The sequence below is a fragment of the Salipiger sp. IMCC34102 genome (genome assembly GCF_004145405.1).
Lineage (GTDB): Bacteria > Pseudomonadota > Alphaproteobacteria > Rhodobacterales > Rhodobacteraceae > Loktanella.
This window is the reverse complement of sequence record NZ_SELQ01000004.1, coordinates 170,317-184,966: the sequence shown is the minus strand read 5'-3', so window position 1 is coordinate 184,966 and position 14,650 is coordinate 170,317. Positions and strand designations below refer to the sequence as shown.

Below are 14,650 nucleotides of genomic sequence, written 5' to 3'. Positions count from 1 at the left end.
AGCCCGGCCGCGCGCGCAGGGGTTGACGCGACGCGCGATTCCCCTTAGGCGCTGCGAACTGAATTCAGGCCTCCGCCTCCGGGGGCCGCTCCCCTCATCGCCGCACCGTCGGCCCCGGACCGGCCTGTCCCGCCTCGCGCGACCGGCCCTCGAAGAAGAAGGAAAACGCCCATGTCGCGTCGTTGCGATCTGACCGGAAAAGGCCCGATGTCGGGCAACAACGTCTCCCACGCGAACAACAAGACCCGTCGGCGCTTCCTGCCGAACCTGCAGGACGTCACGCTGATGTCCGACACGCTGGGTCGGTCGTTCAAGTTCCGCGTCTCCTCGGCCGCGCTGCGCACCGTGGACCACCGCGGCGGGCTGGACTCCTTCATGGCGAAAGCCAAGGACGCCGAGCTGTCGCCCGAGGCGCTGAAAGTGAAGAAAGAGATCGCCAAGGCCTCCGCATAAGCGCGGACCTTGCCGTGAGACCTGACCGCCCGGTTGCCAGCGCAGCCGGGCGTTTGCCTTTTCGCACCCCGGTCCGCGCGCCTGCGGGATGCGGCGTGGCAAGGGTCTGCGCCGGACCCCTCTCCGCCGAACGGTGCCTCTCGTGACCCCACTGCCCATCGACGCGGTGCTGCCGGATCTGACCCGGGCGCTGGCGCAGGCCGGCCGGGTCGTCCTGCAGGCCCCGCCCGGCGCGGGCAAGACCACCCGCGTCCCGCTGGCCCTGCTCGAAGCGGGGGCGATCCCCGGCACCATCGTGATGCTCGAACCGCGCCGCCTTGCGGTGCGGGCCGCCGCCGAACGGCTGGCCCAGCAGCTGGACGAGCCCGTGGGCGCGCGCGTGGGCTACCGGATGCGCGGCGAGGCCAAAGTCGGCCCGGACTGCCGCATCCTGATCGTGACCGAAGGCATCCTGACCCGGATGGTCCAGGACGACCCGGAGCTTGCGGGCATCGGCGCCGTGATCTTCGACGAGTTCCACGAACGTTCCCTCCAGGCCGACCTCGGCCTTGCCCTCGTCCAGGAGGTTCGGCAGGCCCTGCGTCCCGACCTGCAGCTGATCGTCATGTCCGCCACGCTCGATGCCGCTCCGGTTGCCGCCTTGCTGGACGATGCGCCGATCGTGACGGCGGAGGGGCGCAGCTACCCGGTGGAGGTCCGCTACCTCGACCGGCCCGTGCAGGGCCGCCTGCCGCAGGCCTGCGCCGATCTGCTGGCAGAAATCCTGCCGCGGACCACCGGCGGCGTGCTCGTCTTCCTGCCCGGCGCGGGAGAGATCCGCCAGGTCGCAGCGGCCCTTGAGGGCCGCGTGCCAGAGGACTGCGCGATCCGCCCGCTCTACGGCGCCCTGCCCTTCGCCGATCAGCGCGCGGCCATCGCGCCGGTGACCTCGGGCCGCAAGGTGGTGCTCTCGACCTCCATCGCCGAGACCTCGCTCACCATCGAGGACATCCGCGTGGTGGTGGACGCAGGCCTCGCGCGGCGGGCCCGCTTCGATCCCGGCTCGGGCATGGCGCGGCTGGTCTCCGAACGGGCCGCCCGCGCGGAATCCGAACAACGCGCGGGGCGCGCCGGTCGCGTGGCCGAAGGGCTGGCCTTCCGCATGTGGACCGCCGGAGAGCACGGCGCGCGCCCGTCGTACCCCCCGCCAGAGATCGCGGCGGCGGACCTGGCCGGTCTGGCGCTCGACCTTGCCCTCTGGGGCAGCGCCGATCTCGCCTTCCTGACACCCCCGCCGGAGGCCGCCCTGGCCGAAGCGCGGGCGCTCCTGCGCGATCTGGGCGCGCTCGATGCGGCGGATCGCATCACGCCGCACGGGCGCAGGCTGGCCGCGATGCCGCTGCACCCGCGTCTCGCGCATATGCTGGTCGTGGCGGGCGCGCAGGCGGCGGATCTTGCGGCCCTGCTGGACGCACGCGATCCACTGATCGGCGCGGGCGCGGATCTGGCCCCCCGCCTGGCCGCCCTGCGCGGCGGGCCGGTGCCCGCGCAGGTGAACCGCGCGGCGCTGTCGCAGATCAAGGCCGAGGCAAAGCGGCTGGGCAAGGGGGTGCCGCAGAAAGACCCGCTTGGCATCGCGCAGATGGCGGCCCTTGCCTATCCCGACCGGATCGCCCTGCACCGCGGCGGCGAGGCGCCGCGCTACCTGCTTTCGGGCGGCAAGGGCGCCGTGATGGAGGCAAGCGATCCCCTGGCGGGGCAACGGCTTCTCGTCGTCACCGACACCGACGGCCACCCGCGGGAGGCGAAGATCCGCACCGCGGCGGTGATCTCGGACGGCGATCTGCGGGACGTCCTCTCCGACCGGATCGGCTGGACCGAGGTCTGCGCCTGGTCGAAGCGCGAGGGCCGCGTGCTGGCTCGGCGGCAGGAACGCCTGGGCGCGCTGGTGCTGGACGACCGCCGCTGGAACGACGCCCCGCCCGAGGCCGTCTCCCGCGCCATGCTGGACGGCGTGCGTCAACTGGGACTGCGTCCCGGCAAGGGCGCCGCGCGCTTCCGGGCGCGGGTGGCGCTCGTCCGCGACGGCGGGGTGGACCTGCCGGACCTGTCGGACGACGCCCTGATGGAGACGCTGGAGGACTGGCTGCTGCCTTACCTCGATGGGGTGCGCAGCACGCAGGACTGGTCCGCCTTCGACCTGACGGTCCCCTGGCGCGCGATGCTGGACTGGGATCAGCTGCAGGCGCTCGACCGCGCGGCCCCGCCGGCCTTCACCACCCCGCTGGGACGCAAGATCCCCATCGACTACGACGGGGAGGTGCCCGCGATCGCGCTTCGGATACAGGAGATGTTCGGCCAGACGACCCATCCGATGGTCGGCCGCACGCCGCTGCGGGTGACCCTGCTCTCGCCCGGGCACAAGCCCGTTCAGGTGACGCAGGATCTGCCGGGCTTCTGGGACAGCTCCTACGCCGACGTGCGCCGCGACATGCGCGGGCGCTACCCGCGCCACCCCTGGCCCGAGGATCCGCGCGAGGCCGACCCGACGCTGCGCGCAAAACCGCGCAAGGGCTGATAACCCGTAAAAAGTTGCAAGACTGTGGATAAGCTTTAAGTATCGGGAAACATAATTACGCCACGCAGTATTCCGCAATGACAGTCAATCCAGATTTCGACGGTGCGATGCCGGTGACCGAAACCGTCTCCCAGGTTGCGGCCCTGTGCCATCGCAAGGGCAAGAAGGGGCGCGAGATCCTTCTCGTCACCTCGTCCCGGGGGCGCTGGATCCTGCCGAAAGGCTGGCCCATCGACGGGTTGACCGATGCCGAAGCCGCCTTGCAGGAAGCTTGGGAAGAAGCGGGCGTGCGCAAGGGCGCGGTGACGAAAAAGCCCATCACGACGTTCACGGGCGTGAAACGCTACGACGATGGCCGTCGTGCCCCGGCGCGGATCTCGGTCTACGGGATCAAGGTGGCCGAGATGCAGCGCAAGTTCCCGGAACACAAACGCCGCGACCGGCGCTGGGTCAGCCTGTCGAAGGCGGCCGACCTTCTCAAGGACAAGGGCTTTCGCAAGGCGCTGAAGGCCCTCTGAGGTTCCCCGGGGGTGCCCCTGCCCCCCGGGGTGATCGGGTTCAGCCTTGCAGACAATACTGCATGATCGCCTTCTGGGCGTGCAGACGGTTCTCTGCCTCGTCGAAGATCACCGAATGCGGACCGTCCATCACGCTCGATGTCGCCTCGTCGTCGCGGTGCGCGGGCAGGCAGTGCATGAAGAGCGCATCTGGCTTGGCGCGCGCCATCAGCGCATCGTTCACCTGGTAGCCGCGCAGCTGGTTGTGCCGCCGCTCGCGCGCGGATTGCGGGTCGTGCATCGACACCCAGGTGTCGGTCACCACCAGATCCGCGCCTTCCACCGCCTTGTCGGGGTCCCGCTCGGTCCGGTAGAGCCCGGCGAGCGCCGGTTCGGGGTCCAGCGGCTGCGGCCCGGTGAAGACCAGGTCGAAGTCGAACTGCCTGGCGGCATGGGCGAAGCTTGCGAAGACGTTGTTGCCGTCGCCCGACCAGACCACCTTGCGGCCCTTGATCGGGCCGCGGTGCTCTTCGAAGGTCATCACGTCGGCCATGATCTGGCAGGGATGCGTCCGGTTGGTCAGGCCGTTGATGACGGGTACGCTGGCGTGTTCGGCCATCTCCAGCAGGGTCGCCTCCTCGAAGGTGCGGATCATGATCAGGTCGACGTAGCGCGACAGGACGCGCGCGGTGTCGGCGATGGTCTCTCCATGCCCCAGCTGCATGTCGCTTCCCGACAGCACCAGCGTCGTCCCGCCCATCTGACGCACGCCCACGTCGAAACTGATGCGCGTGCGGGTCGAGGGTTTCTCGAAGATCAGCGCCACCACGTAGTCCTTCAGCGGCTGCGCGGCGTCCGGACGGCCCTTGGGGTGGCCGTTGCGCGCTTCCTTCATGGCGCGGGCATTGTCGATGATCGCCCGCAGGTCGCTGGCCGGCGTGGTGTGGAGATCGAGGAAATGGGGCATGTTCTGGTCTTTCGGTCAGGTCGGAGCCGGGGGATTTTGCATCCCCCGGACCCCCGGCAAAGTATTTTCAATCCAAAGAAGCCTGGATCCGCGTCGCGGCGACGTCGAGCCTGCGGGTGGCCTCGGCGATCTCCTCGTCGGTGATCGTGAGTGGCGGCAGCAGCCGGATCACGTTGTCGGCGGCGGGAACCGTGAGAAGATCCTGGTCGTAGCCTGCCTGAACGATGTCGGTGTTCACGGCCCGGCACTTGAGACCCAGCATGAGGCCCGCGCCGCGCACGCCATCGAAGACGTCCGGGTGTTCGGCCACGAGACCTTCGAGCTTCTGGCGCAGGAGCCCCGCCTTGCGGTTGACCTCTGCCAGGAACGCAGGGTCGGCCACGATCTTCATCACCGCGTTGCCCACGGCACAGCCCAGCGGGTTGCCGCCGTAGGTGGAGCCATGGGTGCCCGCGGTCATGGCGCGGGCGGCGCCTTCCGTGGCCAGCACGGCGCCCAGCGGAAAGCCTCCGCCGATGCCCTTGGCCACCATCATGATGTCGGGCGCGATCCCCGCCCATTCGTGGGCGAAGAGCTTGCCGGTCCGTCCCACGCCACATTGCACCTCGTCGAAGATCAGCAGCAGCCCGTGTTCGTCCGCCAGATCGCGCAGCCCCTTCAGGCACTGGTCCGGCACCGGGCGGATGCCGCCTTCGCCCTGCACCGGCTCGACCAGGATCGCGCAGGCGGTGGGGGAGGCCGCGGCCTCGGTCAGCGCTTCGTGATCCCCGAAGTCAAGGTGCACGAACCCGGGCAGAAGCGGGCCGAAGCCCTTGGTCATCTTCTCGGACCCCGCGGCGGCGATCCCGGCGGAGGAGCGTCCGTGGAAGCTGCCCGAGAAGGTGATGATGTCCACGCGCTCGGGCTGGCCTGCCTCGTGGAAGTGCTTGCGGGCCATCTTGACCGCCAGCTCGCAGGCCTCTGTCCCGGAGTTGGTGAAGAAGGCAGTGTCGGCGAAAGTCGCCTCGACCAGCCGGTCCGCCAGCTCTTTCTGGGCCGGGATCTGGTAAAGGTTGGAGGTATGCCAGACCGCGTTCGCCTGTGTGGTCAGCGCCTCGACCAGCGCGGGGTGGGCGTGGCCCAGCGCGTTGACCGCGATGCCCGCGCCCATGTCCAGGAACCTTCGCCCGTCCTCCGCGATCAGCCAGCTGCCCTCGCCTTTCGTGAAGGCCATGGGCGCGCGGTTGTAGGTCGGCAGGATGGACGGGATCATGGGATCGCTCCTGTAGGAAAGCCCGATTTGTGCCCAAGGGGCCGGGCGGGGTCAACAAATTTTGATGGAAAGACGGACGTGCGGACGCGGGCGAGGGGCTTAGCCTCGGCGTCGGATCTCGATGGGGGCACGTGTCGTCATGGCCCGATCTCTAGCCGGACCATGACGCAAGGGCAAGACCCTCAGGCCTTGAGGCGGTATCCGCGGTCCAGCCAGCGCCAGATCAGCGCCAGCACCAGGGTCACCGACACCAGCACGATCACCAGCCCCAGCCAGGGCGAGCTGTCCGACACGCCGATCATCCCGTAGCGCACGCCGTCGATGATGTAGAAGAACGGGTTCGCGTGGGAGGCGGCCTGAAGCGGGTCCGGCAGCGCCTCGATCGAGTAGAAGGTGCCCGACAGGAACGACAGCGGCGTGACCAGGAAGTTCGAGATCGCCGACAGCTGGTCGAACTTGTTGGCGTAGATCCCCGCGATCATGCCGAGGCCTCCCATGAAGATCGAGCCCAGCATGACGAAGGTCAGCACCCAGGCGACGTTCTGCACCGCGACGCCGAGGAAGATCCACGACCCCAGCGCGATCACGAAGGCCACGATCAGCCCGCGCGCCACCGCACCCGCAAGGTAGCCGATCAGAAGCTCCGCCGCGGAGAGGGGCGGCATCAGCGTGTCCACGATGTTGCCGCCCACCTTGGCCGAGGCGATGCTCGACGAGGTATTGGCGAAGGCGTTCTGGATCACCGTCATGATCAGGATGCCGGGGGCGAGGAAGGTCATGAAGGGCACGCCCATGACCTCTCCACGCTGGGGACCGATGGCGATGGTGAAGATCATCAGCAAAAGCCCCGCGTTGATCAGCGGCGCCATGACGGTCTGCGACCAGACGTTCATGAAACGGCGGATCTCGCGCTCGGCCAGGGTGCGGGTCCCCTCGACGTTCCAGCGCCCGAAGCGGCGGACGCCCATCCCTGCGTGTTGCTCTGCCATGTCGTCATCCTTCGATCTGTTGCGCGCAGACATACCAAGGCCTGCCGGAATGGCCAGAGCGCGGTTGTATCCGCCGCGCCCATGCTTAGTATAAGGGCCTTACCTGATGCAGGCGGGCGGATGCCCCCTGCCCCGACGAAGATAGGAACTGCCATGTCCTGGACGGATGATCGTGTCGAGACGCTCAAGCGGATGTGGGGCGAAGGCCAGTCCGCCAGCGTCATCGCCAAGGAATTGGGCGGCGTGACCCGCAACGCGGTGATCGGCAAGGTCCACCGGCTGGGCCTGTCGAACCGTGCCGGCGCGGCCCCCGCGCCGGAGAAGGAGGCCGAACCCGTCGCCGCACCCGAAGCGCCCGAGGCGGAAGTACCCGAAACCAAGATGCGCACCTTCTCCGCCTCGCCCATGAAGGCCGAGACCGCGGAAGAGGTCGAGGAGCTGGACGAGAACGGCATCCCGATCAGCGCCGCGCGCCGGGCGATCATCCCCGCGGGCCAGCCCTTGCCGCCGCAGCCCTCCGCCAACGAGATCAGCCCCGAGGCGCTGGCCAAGGTCAACGAGGTCGAGAAGACCGCGCGCAAGATCGGCCTGATGGACCTGACGGAGAAGACCTGCAAATGGCCCGTGGGCGATCCCGCGACCGACGACTTCTGGTTCTGCGGCCTGCCCTCCCAGCCGGGCAAACCCTATTGCGAGGCGCACGTGGGCGTGGCGTTCCAGCCCATGTCCTCGCGCCGCGACCGCCGCCGGTAGGCGTAGCGGACACGGTGCGTTCTCGTGTGAAGCCGTCCGCGACCGCCGGGCGGCTTCGCTGCTTTTGAAGGAGGTATCTTCATGTCCAACCTTGCCCTCGTGACCGGCGCGTCCTCCGGCATCGGCCGCGCCCTGGCGCAGCTTCACGCCGCGAAGAAAGGCGACCTGATCCTCGTGGCCCGCTCCGGCGACACGCTGGCGGCCCTGGCCGAAGAGCTGCGGCGCGACCACGGCGTGCGGGTCGAGGTCGTTGCGGCGGACCTCGGCGATACGGCGGGCGTCGAGAAGGTGATGGCGGCCGTGCGCGACGAACCCGTCGAGATCCTGATCAACAACGCGGGCTTCGGCGGCCACGGCGCGCACCTCGACCGGGCGCTGGAGGACGAGATCGCCATGGTCGATCTGAACGTGAAGGCGCTGATGACCCTGACCCACGCCGTGGGCGGCCAGATGGCCGCGTCGGGCCGCGGGCGGATCCTGAACGTGGGCTCGACCGCGGGCATGATGCCGGGACCGATGCAGGCGGTCTACTTCGCGACCAAGGCCTTCGTACGCAGCTACTCGCTCGCCCTGTCCGAAGAGTTGCGGCCCAGGGGCGTCACGGTCACGGTGCTGGCCCCCGGCTACGTCGGAACCGGGTTCGCCGACCGCGCCGATCTGCACGGCACGCAGCTGACGAAGGGCAGCGGCGCCACGCCCGAAAGCGTGGCAAAGGTGGGCTACGAGGCGATGATGGATGGCAAGCTGCACGTGGTCAACGAACGCGCGCTTGGCTTCGCGCTGAACTGGATCATCCCGCTTCTGCCGCACCGGCTTGCCCTCGGGTTGATCCGCCGCCTGCAGTCGAAGGGCTGACGCACGACCGGGTGGGCGCCCGGCCAAGCGCGGCTCAGGCGTCGTCTTCCCAGTGGCTGCCGATCGCCTCCCGCCCGCTGTTGCGCTCTCGGTCGATCATCTCCTCGACCTCCTCCAATTCTTCCGCGCAAGGCTCGTCGGGCAGCGAATCGGAGGCGTCGTGCGGCGTCAGCAGCAGCTTGAAATACATCGGGAAGTGGTCAGAGCCTATGTCCGCCAACCGCTTCATCTCGACCAGCCGGAAGACCGGGTCGTGGAACAAATGGTCCAGCGGCCAGCGCATCAGTGGCATCCGTGCCGAGAAGGTGTTGTAGAACCCACGCCCCACGCGCGGGTCCAGCAGGCCCGAAACGTTCTGGAATCGCTTCGTCGTCACCGACCAGGCGACGTCGTTCAGATCGCCCGTCACGATCGCAGGCAACGGATCGTCATGGGCCTCTATCCCGATGGCGCCCAGCTCGGCGTCCCGGCCCTCGGTGCTGAGGTAGGGCACCGGTGGCTCCGGATGCACGACGTATAGACGGAACTGCCGTCCCCCGGGCAAGGTGACGCGGGCGCGCAACGAGGGCACCTTCTCCACCACCACGTCGCGGAAGGCGGCGGCTTCGAGCGGATAGCGGCTGTAGACCGCCATGCCGTAGCCGTTGTCGTGTGGCCGGGTCATGACGTGCGGATAGATCTCGTGCAGCGGTTTCAGTCCGTCCAGCCACGCCTGGTCGGTCTCCAGCGCGGTCACGATGTCGGCATCTACCGCGCGAGCGACCTCGACCAGCTTGCCGAAATCACGGTTCGACTTCTTCACGTTGGCCGCGATGATACTGACGGTATGGGCAGGCTCGACCGCCTCGTCCGCGCCGGGCCTGACCGATTGGCTGTGCCAGATCGGCAGGTAACGCCCGATGTAGAACGCATGGAGCACGACGCAGGCCGCCAGCACCCCGACCATCCACCCCCATCCCTCGGGCCGCAGCCAGAGCGCCCCGCAGATCAAGGCGATGGCCAGCGCCAGAAGTTGCTGCCGCGGAAAATCGGCGGACCGCACGAAGCCGTGGGACAGCCGCGACTGCGGCAGGACGGTGGCGAAGGCGGTCAGGCCGGTCACGACCCACAGGCCGATGTCGTAGATAGTCATGGTCGCCCTTGCATTGTTTCGTGACACCATCGCCGCCAGCGCGGGAAAGCACCAGCCGAACCGGGCTTTCGCGGGTCTTTCCGCCGGGCCCTGTGAAGGGTATAGCGCGCGAATGACACAAAACCCGCCCGACCTGCGTCCAGACCTCGCCCCCCGTGCCCGGATGACCGACGTGGCCCGCCCCGGCCAGCCGGTGATCGGCATGGTCTCCCTCGGCTGTCCCAAGGCGCTCGTCGACTCAGAGCGGATCCTGACCCGCCTGCGCGCGGAAGGCTACGCGATCTCGCCCGATTACGCGGGCGCGCAGGCGGTGATCGTGAACACCTGCGGCTTCCTCGACAGTGCCAAGGCCGAAAGCCTGGATGCCATCGGCGAGGCGCTGACCCAGAACGGCCGGGTCATCGTCACCGGCTGCCTCGGCGCGGAACCCGACTACATCCGCGAACATCACCCCAAGATCCTCGCCGTGACCGGCCCGCACCAGTACGAACAGGTGCTCGACGCCGTGCACGGCGCCGTGCCGCCCGACCCCGATCCCTTCATCGACCTTCTGCCCGCCCGCGGCGTGTCGCTGACGCCCCGGCATTTCAGCTACCTGAAGATCTCGGAAGGCTGCAATCACAAGTGCAAGTTCTGCATCATCCCCGACATGCGCGGGCGGCTGGCGTCCCGCCCGGCCAACGCCGTGCTGCGCGAAGCGGAGCGGCTGGTGGACGCGGGCGTGAAGGAACTGCTGGTCATCAGCCAGGACACCAGCGCCTACGGGCTCGACCGGCGCTACGACGCGCACCCTTGGCGCGACCGCGAGGTCCGCAGCCACATCACCGACCTCGCGCGCGAACTGGGCACGCTGGGCGCCTGGGTCCGGCTGCACTACGTCTACCCCTACCCCCATGTGCGCGAGCTCATTCCGCTGATGGCGGACCAAGGGTCCGGCGTGCTGCCCTATCTCGACATCCCCTTCCAGCATTCCCACCCGGACGTGCTGCGCCGCATGGCCCGCCCCGCCGCGGGCTCCAAGACGCTGGAAGAGATCGCCGCCTGGCGCGACATCTGCCCCGACATCACCCTGCGCTCGACCTTCATCGTGGGCTATCCCGGAGAGACGGAAGCCGAGTTCCAACACCTGCTGGACTGGCTGGACGAGGCGCAACTCGACCGGGTCGGCTGCTTTCAGTACGAAAACGTCGCCGGTGCCCGCTCGAACGCGCTCCCGGATCACGTCGCGCCGGAACTCAAGCAGGAGCGCTGGGACCGTTTCATGGAGAAGGCGCAGGCGATCTCCGCAGCCAAGCTGCAGGCCAAGGTCGGAACCGTCCAGGAGGTGCTGGTGGACGACATCGACGCCGAGGGCATCGCCACCTGCCGCACCAGAGCCGACGCGCCCGAGATCGATGGCAACCTCTTCATCGACGAAGGCACGGAGGGCCTGTCGGTCGGCGACATGGTCCGGGTCGAGGTCGACGAGGCCAGCGAATACGACCTTTGGGGCCGCCGCCTGCCTTGACTTACGGGATTAACCGTCTGTTAACAAACAGAAACCTTATCCGCGGATAAGGTCGCCCCACCTCAAGCCGCGATGAAATCCAGCGCGATGCCGTTCAGGCAGTGCCGCTTGCCTGTAGGCTCCGGCCCGTCGTCGAAGATATGGCCCAGGTGGCCACCGCAGCGGGCGCAATGCACCTCGGTGCGCGGCAGGACGAGCTTGTAGTCCGTCTTGGTGCCCACGGCGCCGTCGATGTTGTCGGTGAAGCTGGGCCAGCCGGTGCCGGACATGAATTTCGTCTCGGAGCGGTAGACCTCGTTCTCGCAGCCGGCGCAGACGAAGGTGCCGTCGCGCTTCTCCTCGTTCAGCGGGCTGGAGAAGGCGGGCTCCGTCGCCTCGTTGCGCAGCACGTCGAATTCTTCCGCCGTGAGACGCGCGCGCCATTCCTCCTCGGTGAGGGAAATCGGATAGTCCTGCGCCTCTGCGGTATTGCCGCCCAAGGTAAGAGCGGCGGCGCCGCCTGCCACGACGACGGCGGTGCCGCCCAGAAGAAACTTGCGTCGATTGGTCATGTGACCTCCCGGTACTGATTGAATGCGCGGAAAAACGCGCAGCTCATGGGCCAAGTTCCGGTTTCGCCCTACACGGCCCCGCGAGCGGTCCGGTGCCGACAGCGCTCCACGACTGGCCCGGCGCCCTTCCGCGCCCGCACCACCGACCGCGCGGCAGACGGGGTCCGGCTGGAACAGACACACTCCCCCCGTCCTGCATCGCGACGATCGCGCCGTCACCCGCGACCAGGTTTGCCCAGGTCGTCGAGGTAGAGCCGCACCGCGTCCTGTACCCTTCGGAACCGGTCGCCGCCCAGCTTGGTGCCGCCGAACCAGCGGGTGACGACGACGATGTGCCCGGTGAGGTCCTCGCGTTCGAGCATCCGCAGGATGACCATGCCGGCCCCCGCCTCCCCGTCGTCGTTCTTCAGCGGGCCGTCGGGCAGCAGAACCGCCCAGGTGTTATGCGTGGCCTTGGCGAATTTCTTGGCGCGGCACAGGACCTTGACGAAGGCCTTGGCCTCCTCCGCCGAGCCCACCGGCCCGCCCGAGACGGCATAGGTCGAGCCGCGATCGCTCAAGGCCTTGTCGATGATCTTCATGAGGGCCATCATAGCCCGTCGTGACGCTGCGTGACACCGGGTAATTTTCCGCCGCCCAAAGCACGGCGGGACTGAAATCGGACCGGATCAGGGCTATCTTCGCGGCATGGAGTTCATCGACGTCTATCCCGCCTACGCCAGGTCCGAACGTATCGCCGACGGGGTGATGCACGCGCTGGGGATCGCCTTCGCCCTGGCGGGGTCTGCCGGCCTGCTGGTCTGGGCCGCGATGCACGCGGGCCCGGGCCAGATGACGGCACTGGCAGTCTATGCCTTCGGGCTGATGGCGACTTTCCTGGCCTCCGGTCTTTATCACATGACGCCCTGGGTGCGGATCAGGCCGGTGCTGCGCCGCATCGACCACGCGGCGATCTACGTGATGATCGCGGGCACCCTGACGCCGCTCGCGGTCCTGGCGGACACCGGTCTGGCCTACGGCGTGCTTGCCTGCGTCTGGGCGCTGGCGGCCCTGGGGGTGGCGCGCAAGCTCTTCTTCTGGGCGGTGCCGGGCCGGCTGGGACCGCTCACCTACCTTGCCATGGGCCTGACGGGCCTGGTCCTGTTGCGCGACCTCTGGGGCGTCCTGCCCGCGGGAGCGATCTGGCTGATGGGTGCTGGCGGCGCGCTCTACGTCACGGGGATCGCCTTCTACAGCGCCGAGCGGCTGAAGTTCTCCACCGCGATCTGGCACGGCTTCGTGGTCGCGGCCTCGGTCTGCTTTTACGCAGCGATTGCCCTGGGCGCCGCCACCACAGCCTGAGACGGGCCGCGGAGGGGGCCTCAGCCCTTGCGGATGACCTTCGAGAAGCCCGCGAAGATATCGCTGTTGGCCACCAGTACGGCCCCCGTGTCCAGCGGATCGCTGTCGGCCTTGATTCCCTCGACGATCGCACCCGCCTCGCGGCAGATGACGAGGCCCGCGGCGATGTCCCAAGGCTGCACGCCGCGCTCCCAGTAGCCTTCGTAGCGGCCCGCCGCCACGTAGGCGAGGTCGAGCGCGGCCGCGCCGAACCGCCGCACGCCCGCGCAGGCCGGCATGATCCGCGCAAGGTCCTGCAAGGTCGCGGGCAGGTCCGGACGACCGCCGAAGGGCACGCCGGTGGCGAAGATCGATTCGATCATCCGGTGCCGGGCCGATACGCGGATCCGCGCTTCGTTGACGAAGGCGCCGCCCCCCTTCTCGGCGTAGAACATCTCGTCCTTGACGGGGTCGTAGATCACGCCGGCGACGATCTGGCCCTTGTGCTCGAGTGCGATGGACACCGCCCAATGCGGCAGCCCGTGCAGGAAGTTCGTCGTCCCGTCGAGCGGGTCCACGATCCAACGGCGTGTCGGGTCGGCACCTTCGATTTCCTTGCCCTCTTCGCCCAGGAACCCGTAGGAGGGGCGCGCGTGCATCAGGTCCTCGCGGATGGTCTCCTCGGCCTGCCGGTCGGCGCGGGTCACGAAGTCGCCCGGCCCCTTGGTCGAGACCTGAAGTTGCTCGACCTCGCCGAAGTCCTTGAGCAATCCGCGCCCCGCCTTGCGGGCGGTCTTCATCATCACGTTGAGGTTCGCGCTGCCAGCCATGGTCCATCTCCGTCCGGGGTCAGGGGCGGCGTATAGGCGCGGCGTGCCGCGCGCACAAGGTCAGGCGCGCTGCAAGCGCACCGCCTCGCGCCCTGCAAGCCGGATCACGTGGGACATGAAGGGCAGATCGCCGTCCGCGTCCCGGGTCGCGGCGTAAAGCCGCTTGGTGATCCCATCGGCGGTCAGCGGGCGGGTGATGTAATCGGCATTGTAGCGCACCTGCCGCACCACCCAGTCGGGCAGCACCGCCACCCCGCGCCCCGACGCCACGAGCAGCAGGATCATCGCCGTCAACTCCACCTGCCGGACCGCGGCGGGTTCCACCCGCGCGGGCGTCAGCAGCGCGTTGAAGACGTCCAGCCGGTGGCGGTCCACCGGGTAGGTGATGAGCGTCTGATCGGCCAGATCCGCGGCCTCGACATGAGGCTTGCCCGCCAGCGGATGGCCCGCGGGGGCGACGAAGATCGGCTCGTAATCGAAGATCGGGGTAAAGCTGACGCCCGGCAGATCCTCGGGGTCGGACGAGATCACGAGGTCCACCTCTTCCCGCACGAGGGCGGGCAGCGCGTCGAAGGCCAGGCCCGGACGGATGTCCACGTCGACCTCCGGCCAAGCCTTGCGGAACTGGTCGAGCACCGGCATCAGCCACTCGAAACAGGCGTGACACTCGATCGCGATATGCAGCCGCCCCGCCTTGCCGGAGACGAGGCCCTCGAACTCCGCCTCCAGCGCCGCCACCTGCGGCAGGATGCGCTCGGCGGCGGCCAGCAGCTTCAGGCCGGCCGCCGACAGGCGCAGCGGCTTGGTGCGCCGCACGAAGAGATCGACCCCCGCCTGATCCTCGATTCCCTTGATCTGATGGCTCAGCGCGCTTTGCGTGATCCCGAGGGTCTCCGCCGCGCGGCCAAGGCCCCCGGTGTCGTGGATCGCCTTGATCGTACGCAGGTGCCGAAATTCGATGTGCACAACGGACCTCATGATCTTCGT

General features: G+C 68.5%; 15 protein-coding genes. 7 read left to right on the top strand and 8 right to left on the bottom strand.

Annotated elements, in window-relative coordinates:
* The first annotated feature begins 171 nt into the window (after window positions 1–171).
* The 3 genes from rpmB to EU805_RS10425 all read left to right on the top strand — a co-directional run bounded on the left by rpmB (window position 172) and on the right by EU805_RS10425 (window position 3,528).
* Window positions 172–453 carry a 50S ribosomal protein L28 gene (gene rpmB, locus EU805_RS10435; protein WP_129763916.1) on the top strand — a complete coding sequence of 94 codons (282 nt, stop codon included), beginning with the start codon at window positions 172–174 and terminating at the stop codon, window positions 451–453.
* A 142-nt stretch (window positions 454–595) separates the two neighbouring features.
* Window positions 596–3,010 (top strand): ATP-dependent helicase HrpB, encoded by a 2,415-nt coding sequence (gene hrpB, locus EU805_RS10430; RefSeq protein WP_129763915.1) that lies wholly within the window; start codon window positions 596–598, stop codon window positions 3,008–3,010.
* 77 nt (window positions 3,011–3,087) lie between these two features.
* Entirely contained in the window at window positions 3,088–3,528 is a 441-nt protein-coding gene (locus EU805_RS10425) for an NUDIX hydrolase (protein ID WP_129763914.1), read from the top strand.
* Window positions 3,529–3,568: 40 nt separating this feature from the next.
* Here EU805_RS10425 and argF read toward each other — a convergent pair whose 3' ends face one another.
* The 3 genes from argF to EU805_RS10410 all read right to left on the bottom strand — a co-directional run bounded on the left by argF (window position 3,569) and on the right by EU805_RS10410 (window position 6,715).
* Window positions 3,569–4,474, bottom strand: a complete 906-nt coding sequence (gene argF / locus EU805_RS10420; protein ID WP_129763913.1) for an ornithine carbamoyltransferase — start codon at window positions 4,472–4,474, stop codon at window positions 3,569–3,571.
* A 67-nt stretch (window positions 4,475–4,541) separates the two neighbouring features.
* Window positions 4,542–5,726, bottom strand: a complete 1,185-nt coding sequence (locus tag EU805_RS10415) for an aspartate aminotransferase family protein (RefSeq protein ID WP_129763912.1) — start codon at window positions 5,724–5,726, stop codon at window positions 4,542–4,544.
* A gap of 182 nt (window positions 5,727–5,908) precedes the next feature.
* Window positions 5,909–6,715, bottom strand: coding sequence for an ABC transporter permease (locus EU805_RS10410; RefSeq protein WP_242494121.1), 807 nt, complete (start codon window positions 6,713–6,715; stop codon window positions 5,909–5,911).
* Window positions 6,716–6,868: 153 nt separating this feature from the next.
* Between EU805_RS10410 and EU805_RS10405 the strand changes: the two genes are divergently transcribed.
* Together EU805_RS10405 and EU805_RS10400 are read left to right on the top strand one after the other, a co-directional pair.
* Entirely contained in the window at window positions 6,869–7,468 is a 600-nt protein-coding gene (locus tag EU805_RS10405) for a GcrA family cell cycle regulator (protein ID WP_129763911.1), read from the top strand.
* 81 nt (window positions 7,469–7,549) lie between these two features.
* Window positions 7,550–8,323, top strand: a complete 774-nt coding sequence (locus EU805_RS10400) for an SDR family oxidoreductase (RefSeq protein WP_129763910.1) — start codon at window positions 7,550–7,552, stop codon at window positions 8,321–8,323.
* Between the two features lie 34 nt (window positions 8,324–8,357).
* On the opposite strand, the gene EU805_RS10395 is transcribed toward EU805_RS10400, so the two are convergent.
* A complete protein-coding gene (locus tag EU805_RS10395; RefSeq protein WP_129763909.1) occupies window positions 8,358–9,455 on the bottom strand; it encodes an endonuclease/exonuclease/phosphatase family protein in 1,098 nt (365 codons plus the stop codon).
* Between the two features lie 112 nt (window positions 9,456–9,567).
* Between EU805_RS10395 and rimO the strand changes: the two genes are divergently transcribed.
* Window positions 9,568–10,962: a 30S ribosomal protein S12 methylthiotransferase RimO gene (gene rimO / locus EU805_RS10390; RefSeq protein ID WP_129763908.1), complete on the top strand. Its 1,395-nt coding sequence runs from the start codon at window positions 9,568–9,570 to the stop codon at window positions 10,960–10,962.
* A 62-nt stretch (window positions 10,963–11,024) separates the two neighbouring features.
* Here the strand turns inward: rimO and msrB are convergent, their stop codons facing one another.
* Both msrB and EU805_RS10380 read right to left on the bottom strand, forming a co-directional pair.
* Window positions 11,025–11,513, bottom strand: coding sequence for a peptide-methionine (R)-S-oxide reductase MsrB (msrB, locus tag EU805_RS10385; protein ID WP_129763907.1), 489 nt, complete (start codon window positions 11,511–11,513; stop codon window positions 11,025–11,027).
* Between the two features lie 215 nt (window positions 11,514–11,728).
* Entirely contained in the window at window positions 11,729–12,094 is a 366-nt protein-coding gene (locus EU805_RS10380) for a YigZ family protein (protein WP_129763906.1), read from the bottom strand.
* A 106-nt stretch (window positions 12,095–12,200) separates the two neighbouring features.
* On the opposite strand from EU805_RS10380, the gene EU805_RS10375 reads away from it, so the two are divergent.
* Complete coding sequence (locus tag EU805_RS10375; protein WP_129763905.1) at window positions 12,201–12,854, top strand: hemolysin III family protein; 654 nt, start codon at window positions 12,201–12,203, stop codon at window positions 12,852–12,854.
* A 20-nt stretch (window positions 12,855–12,874) separates the two neighbouring features.
* Here the strand turns inward: EU805_RS10375 and EU805_RS10370 are convergent, their stop codons facing one another.
* Together EU805_RS10370 and EU805_RS10365 are read right to left on the bottom strand one after the other, a co-directional pair.
* Window positions 12,875–13,663, bottom strand: coding sequence for an inositol monophosphatase family protein (locus EU805_RS10370; RefSeq protein ID WP_129763904.1), 789 nt, complete (start codon window positions 13,661–13,663; stop codon window positions 12,875–12,877).
* Between the two features lie 60 nt (window positions 13,664–13,723).
* Window positions 13,724–14,629: a LysR family transcriptional regulator gene (locus tag EU805_RS10365; protein ID WP_165351928.1), complete on the bottom strand. Its 906-nt coding sequence runs from the start codon at window positions 14,627–14,629 to the stop codon at window positions 13,724–13,726.
* Window positions 14,630–14,650: the final 21 nt, after the last annotated feature.

Excerpts from the sequence above, each read along its gene's own strand:
- rpmB (WP_129763916.1), top strand. The coding sequence starts at position 172 with ATGTCGCGTCGTTGCGATCTGACCGGAAAAGGCCCGATGTCGGGCAAC.
- EU805_RS10425 (WP_129763914.1), top strand. The coding sequence starts at position 3,088 with ATGACAGTCAATCCAGATTTCGACGGTGCGATGCCGGTGACCGAAACC.
- argF (WP_129763913.1), bottom strand. The coding sequence starts at position 4,474 with ATGCCCCATTTCCTCGATCTCCACACCACGCCGGCCAGCGACCTGCGG.
- EU805_RS10415 (WP_129763912.1), bottom strand. The coding sequence starts at position 5,726 with ATGATCCCGTCCATCCTGCCGACCTACAACCGCGCGCCCATGGCCTTC.
- EU805_RS10410 (WP_242494121.1), bottom strand. The coding sequence starts at position 6,715 with ATGGCAGAGCAACACGCAGGGATGGGCGTCCGCCGCTTCGGGCGCTGG.
- EU805_RS10405 (WP_129763911.1), top strand. The coding sequence starts at position 6,869 with ATGTCCTGGACGGATGATCGTGTCGAGACGCTCAAGCGGATGTGGGGC.
- EU805_RS10400 (WP_129763910.1), top strand. The coding sequence starts at position 7,550 with ATGTCCAACCTTGCCCTCGTGACCGGCGCGTCCTCCGGCATCGGCCGC.
- EU805_RS10395 (WP_129763909.1), bottom strand. The coding sequence starts at position 9,455 with ATGACTATCTACGACATCGGCCTGTGGGTCGTGACCGGCCTGACCGCC.
- rimO (WP_129763908.1), top strand. The coding sequence starts at position 9,568 with ATGACACAAAACCCGCCCGACCTGCGTCCAGACCTCGCCCCCCGTGCC.
- msrB (WP_129763907.1), bottom strand. The coding sequence starts at position 11,513 with ATGACCAATCGACGCAAGTTTCTTCTGGGCGGCACCGCCGTCGTCGTG.
- EU805_RS10380 (WP_129763906.1), bottom strand. The coding sequence starts at position 12,094 with ATGAAGATCATCGACAAGGCCTTGAGCGATCGCGGCTCGACCTATGCC.
- EU805_RS10375 (WP_129763905.1), top strand. The coding sequence starts at position 12,201 with ATGGAGTTCATCGACGTCTATCCCGCCTACGCCAGGTCCGAACGTATC.
- EU805_RS10370 (WP_129763904.1), bottom strand. The coding sequence starts at position 13,663 with ATGGCTGGCAGCGCGAACCTCAACGTGATGATGAAGACCGCCCGCAAG.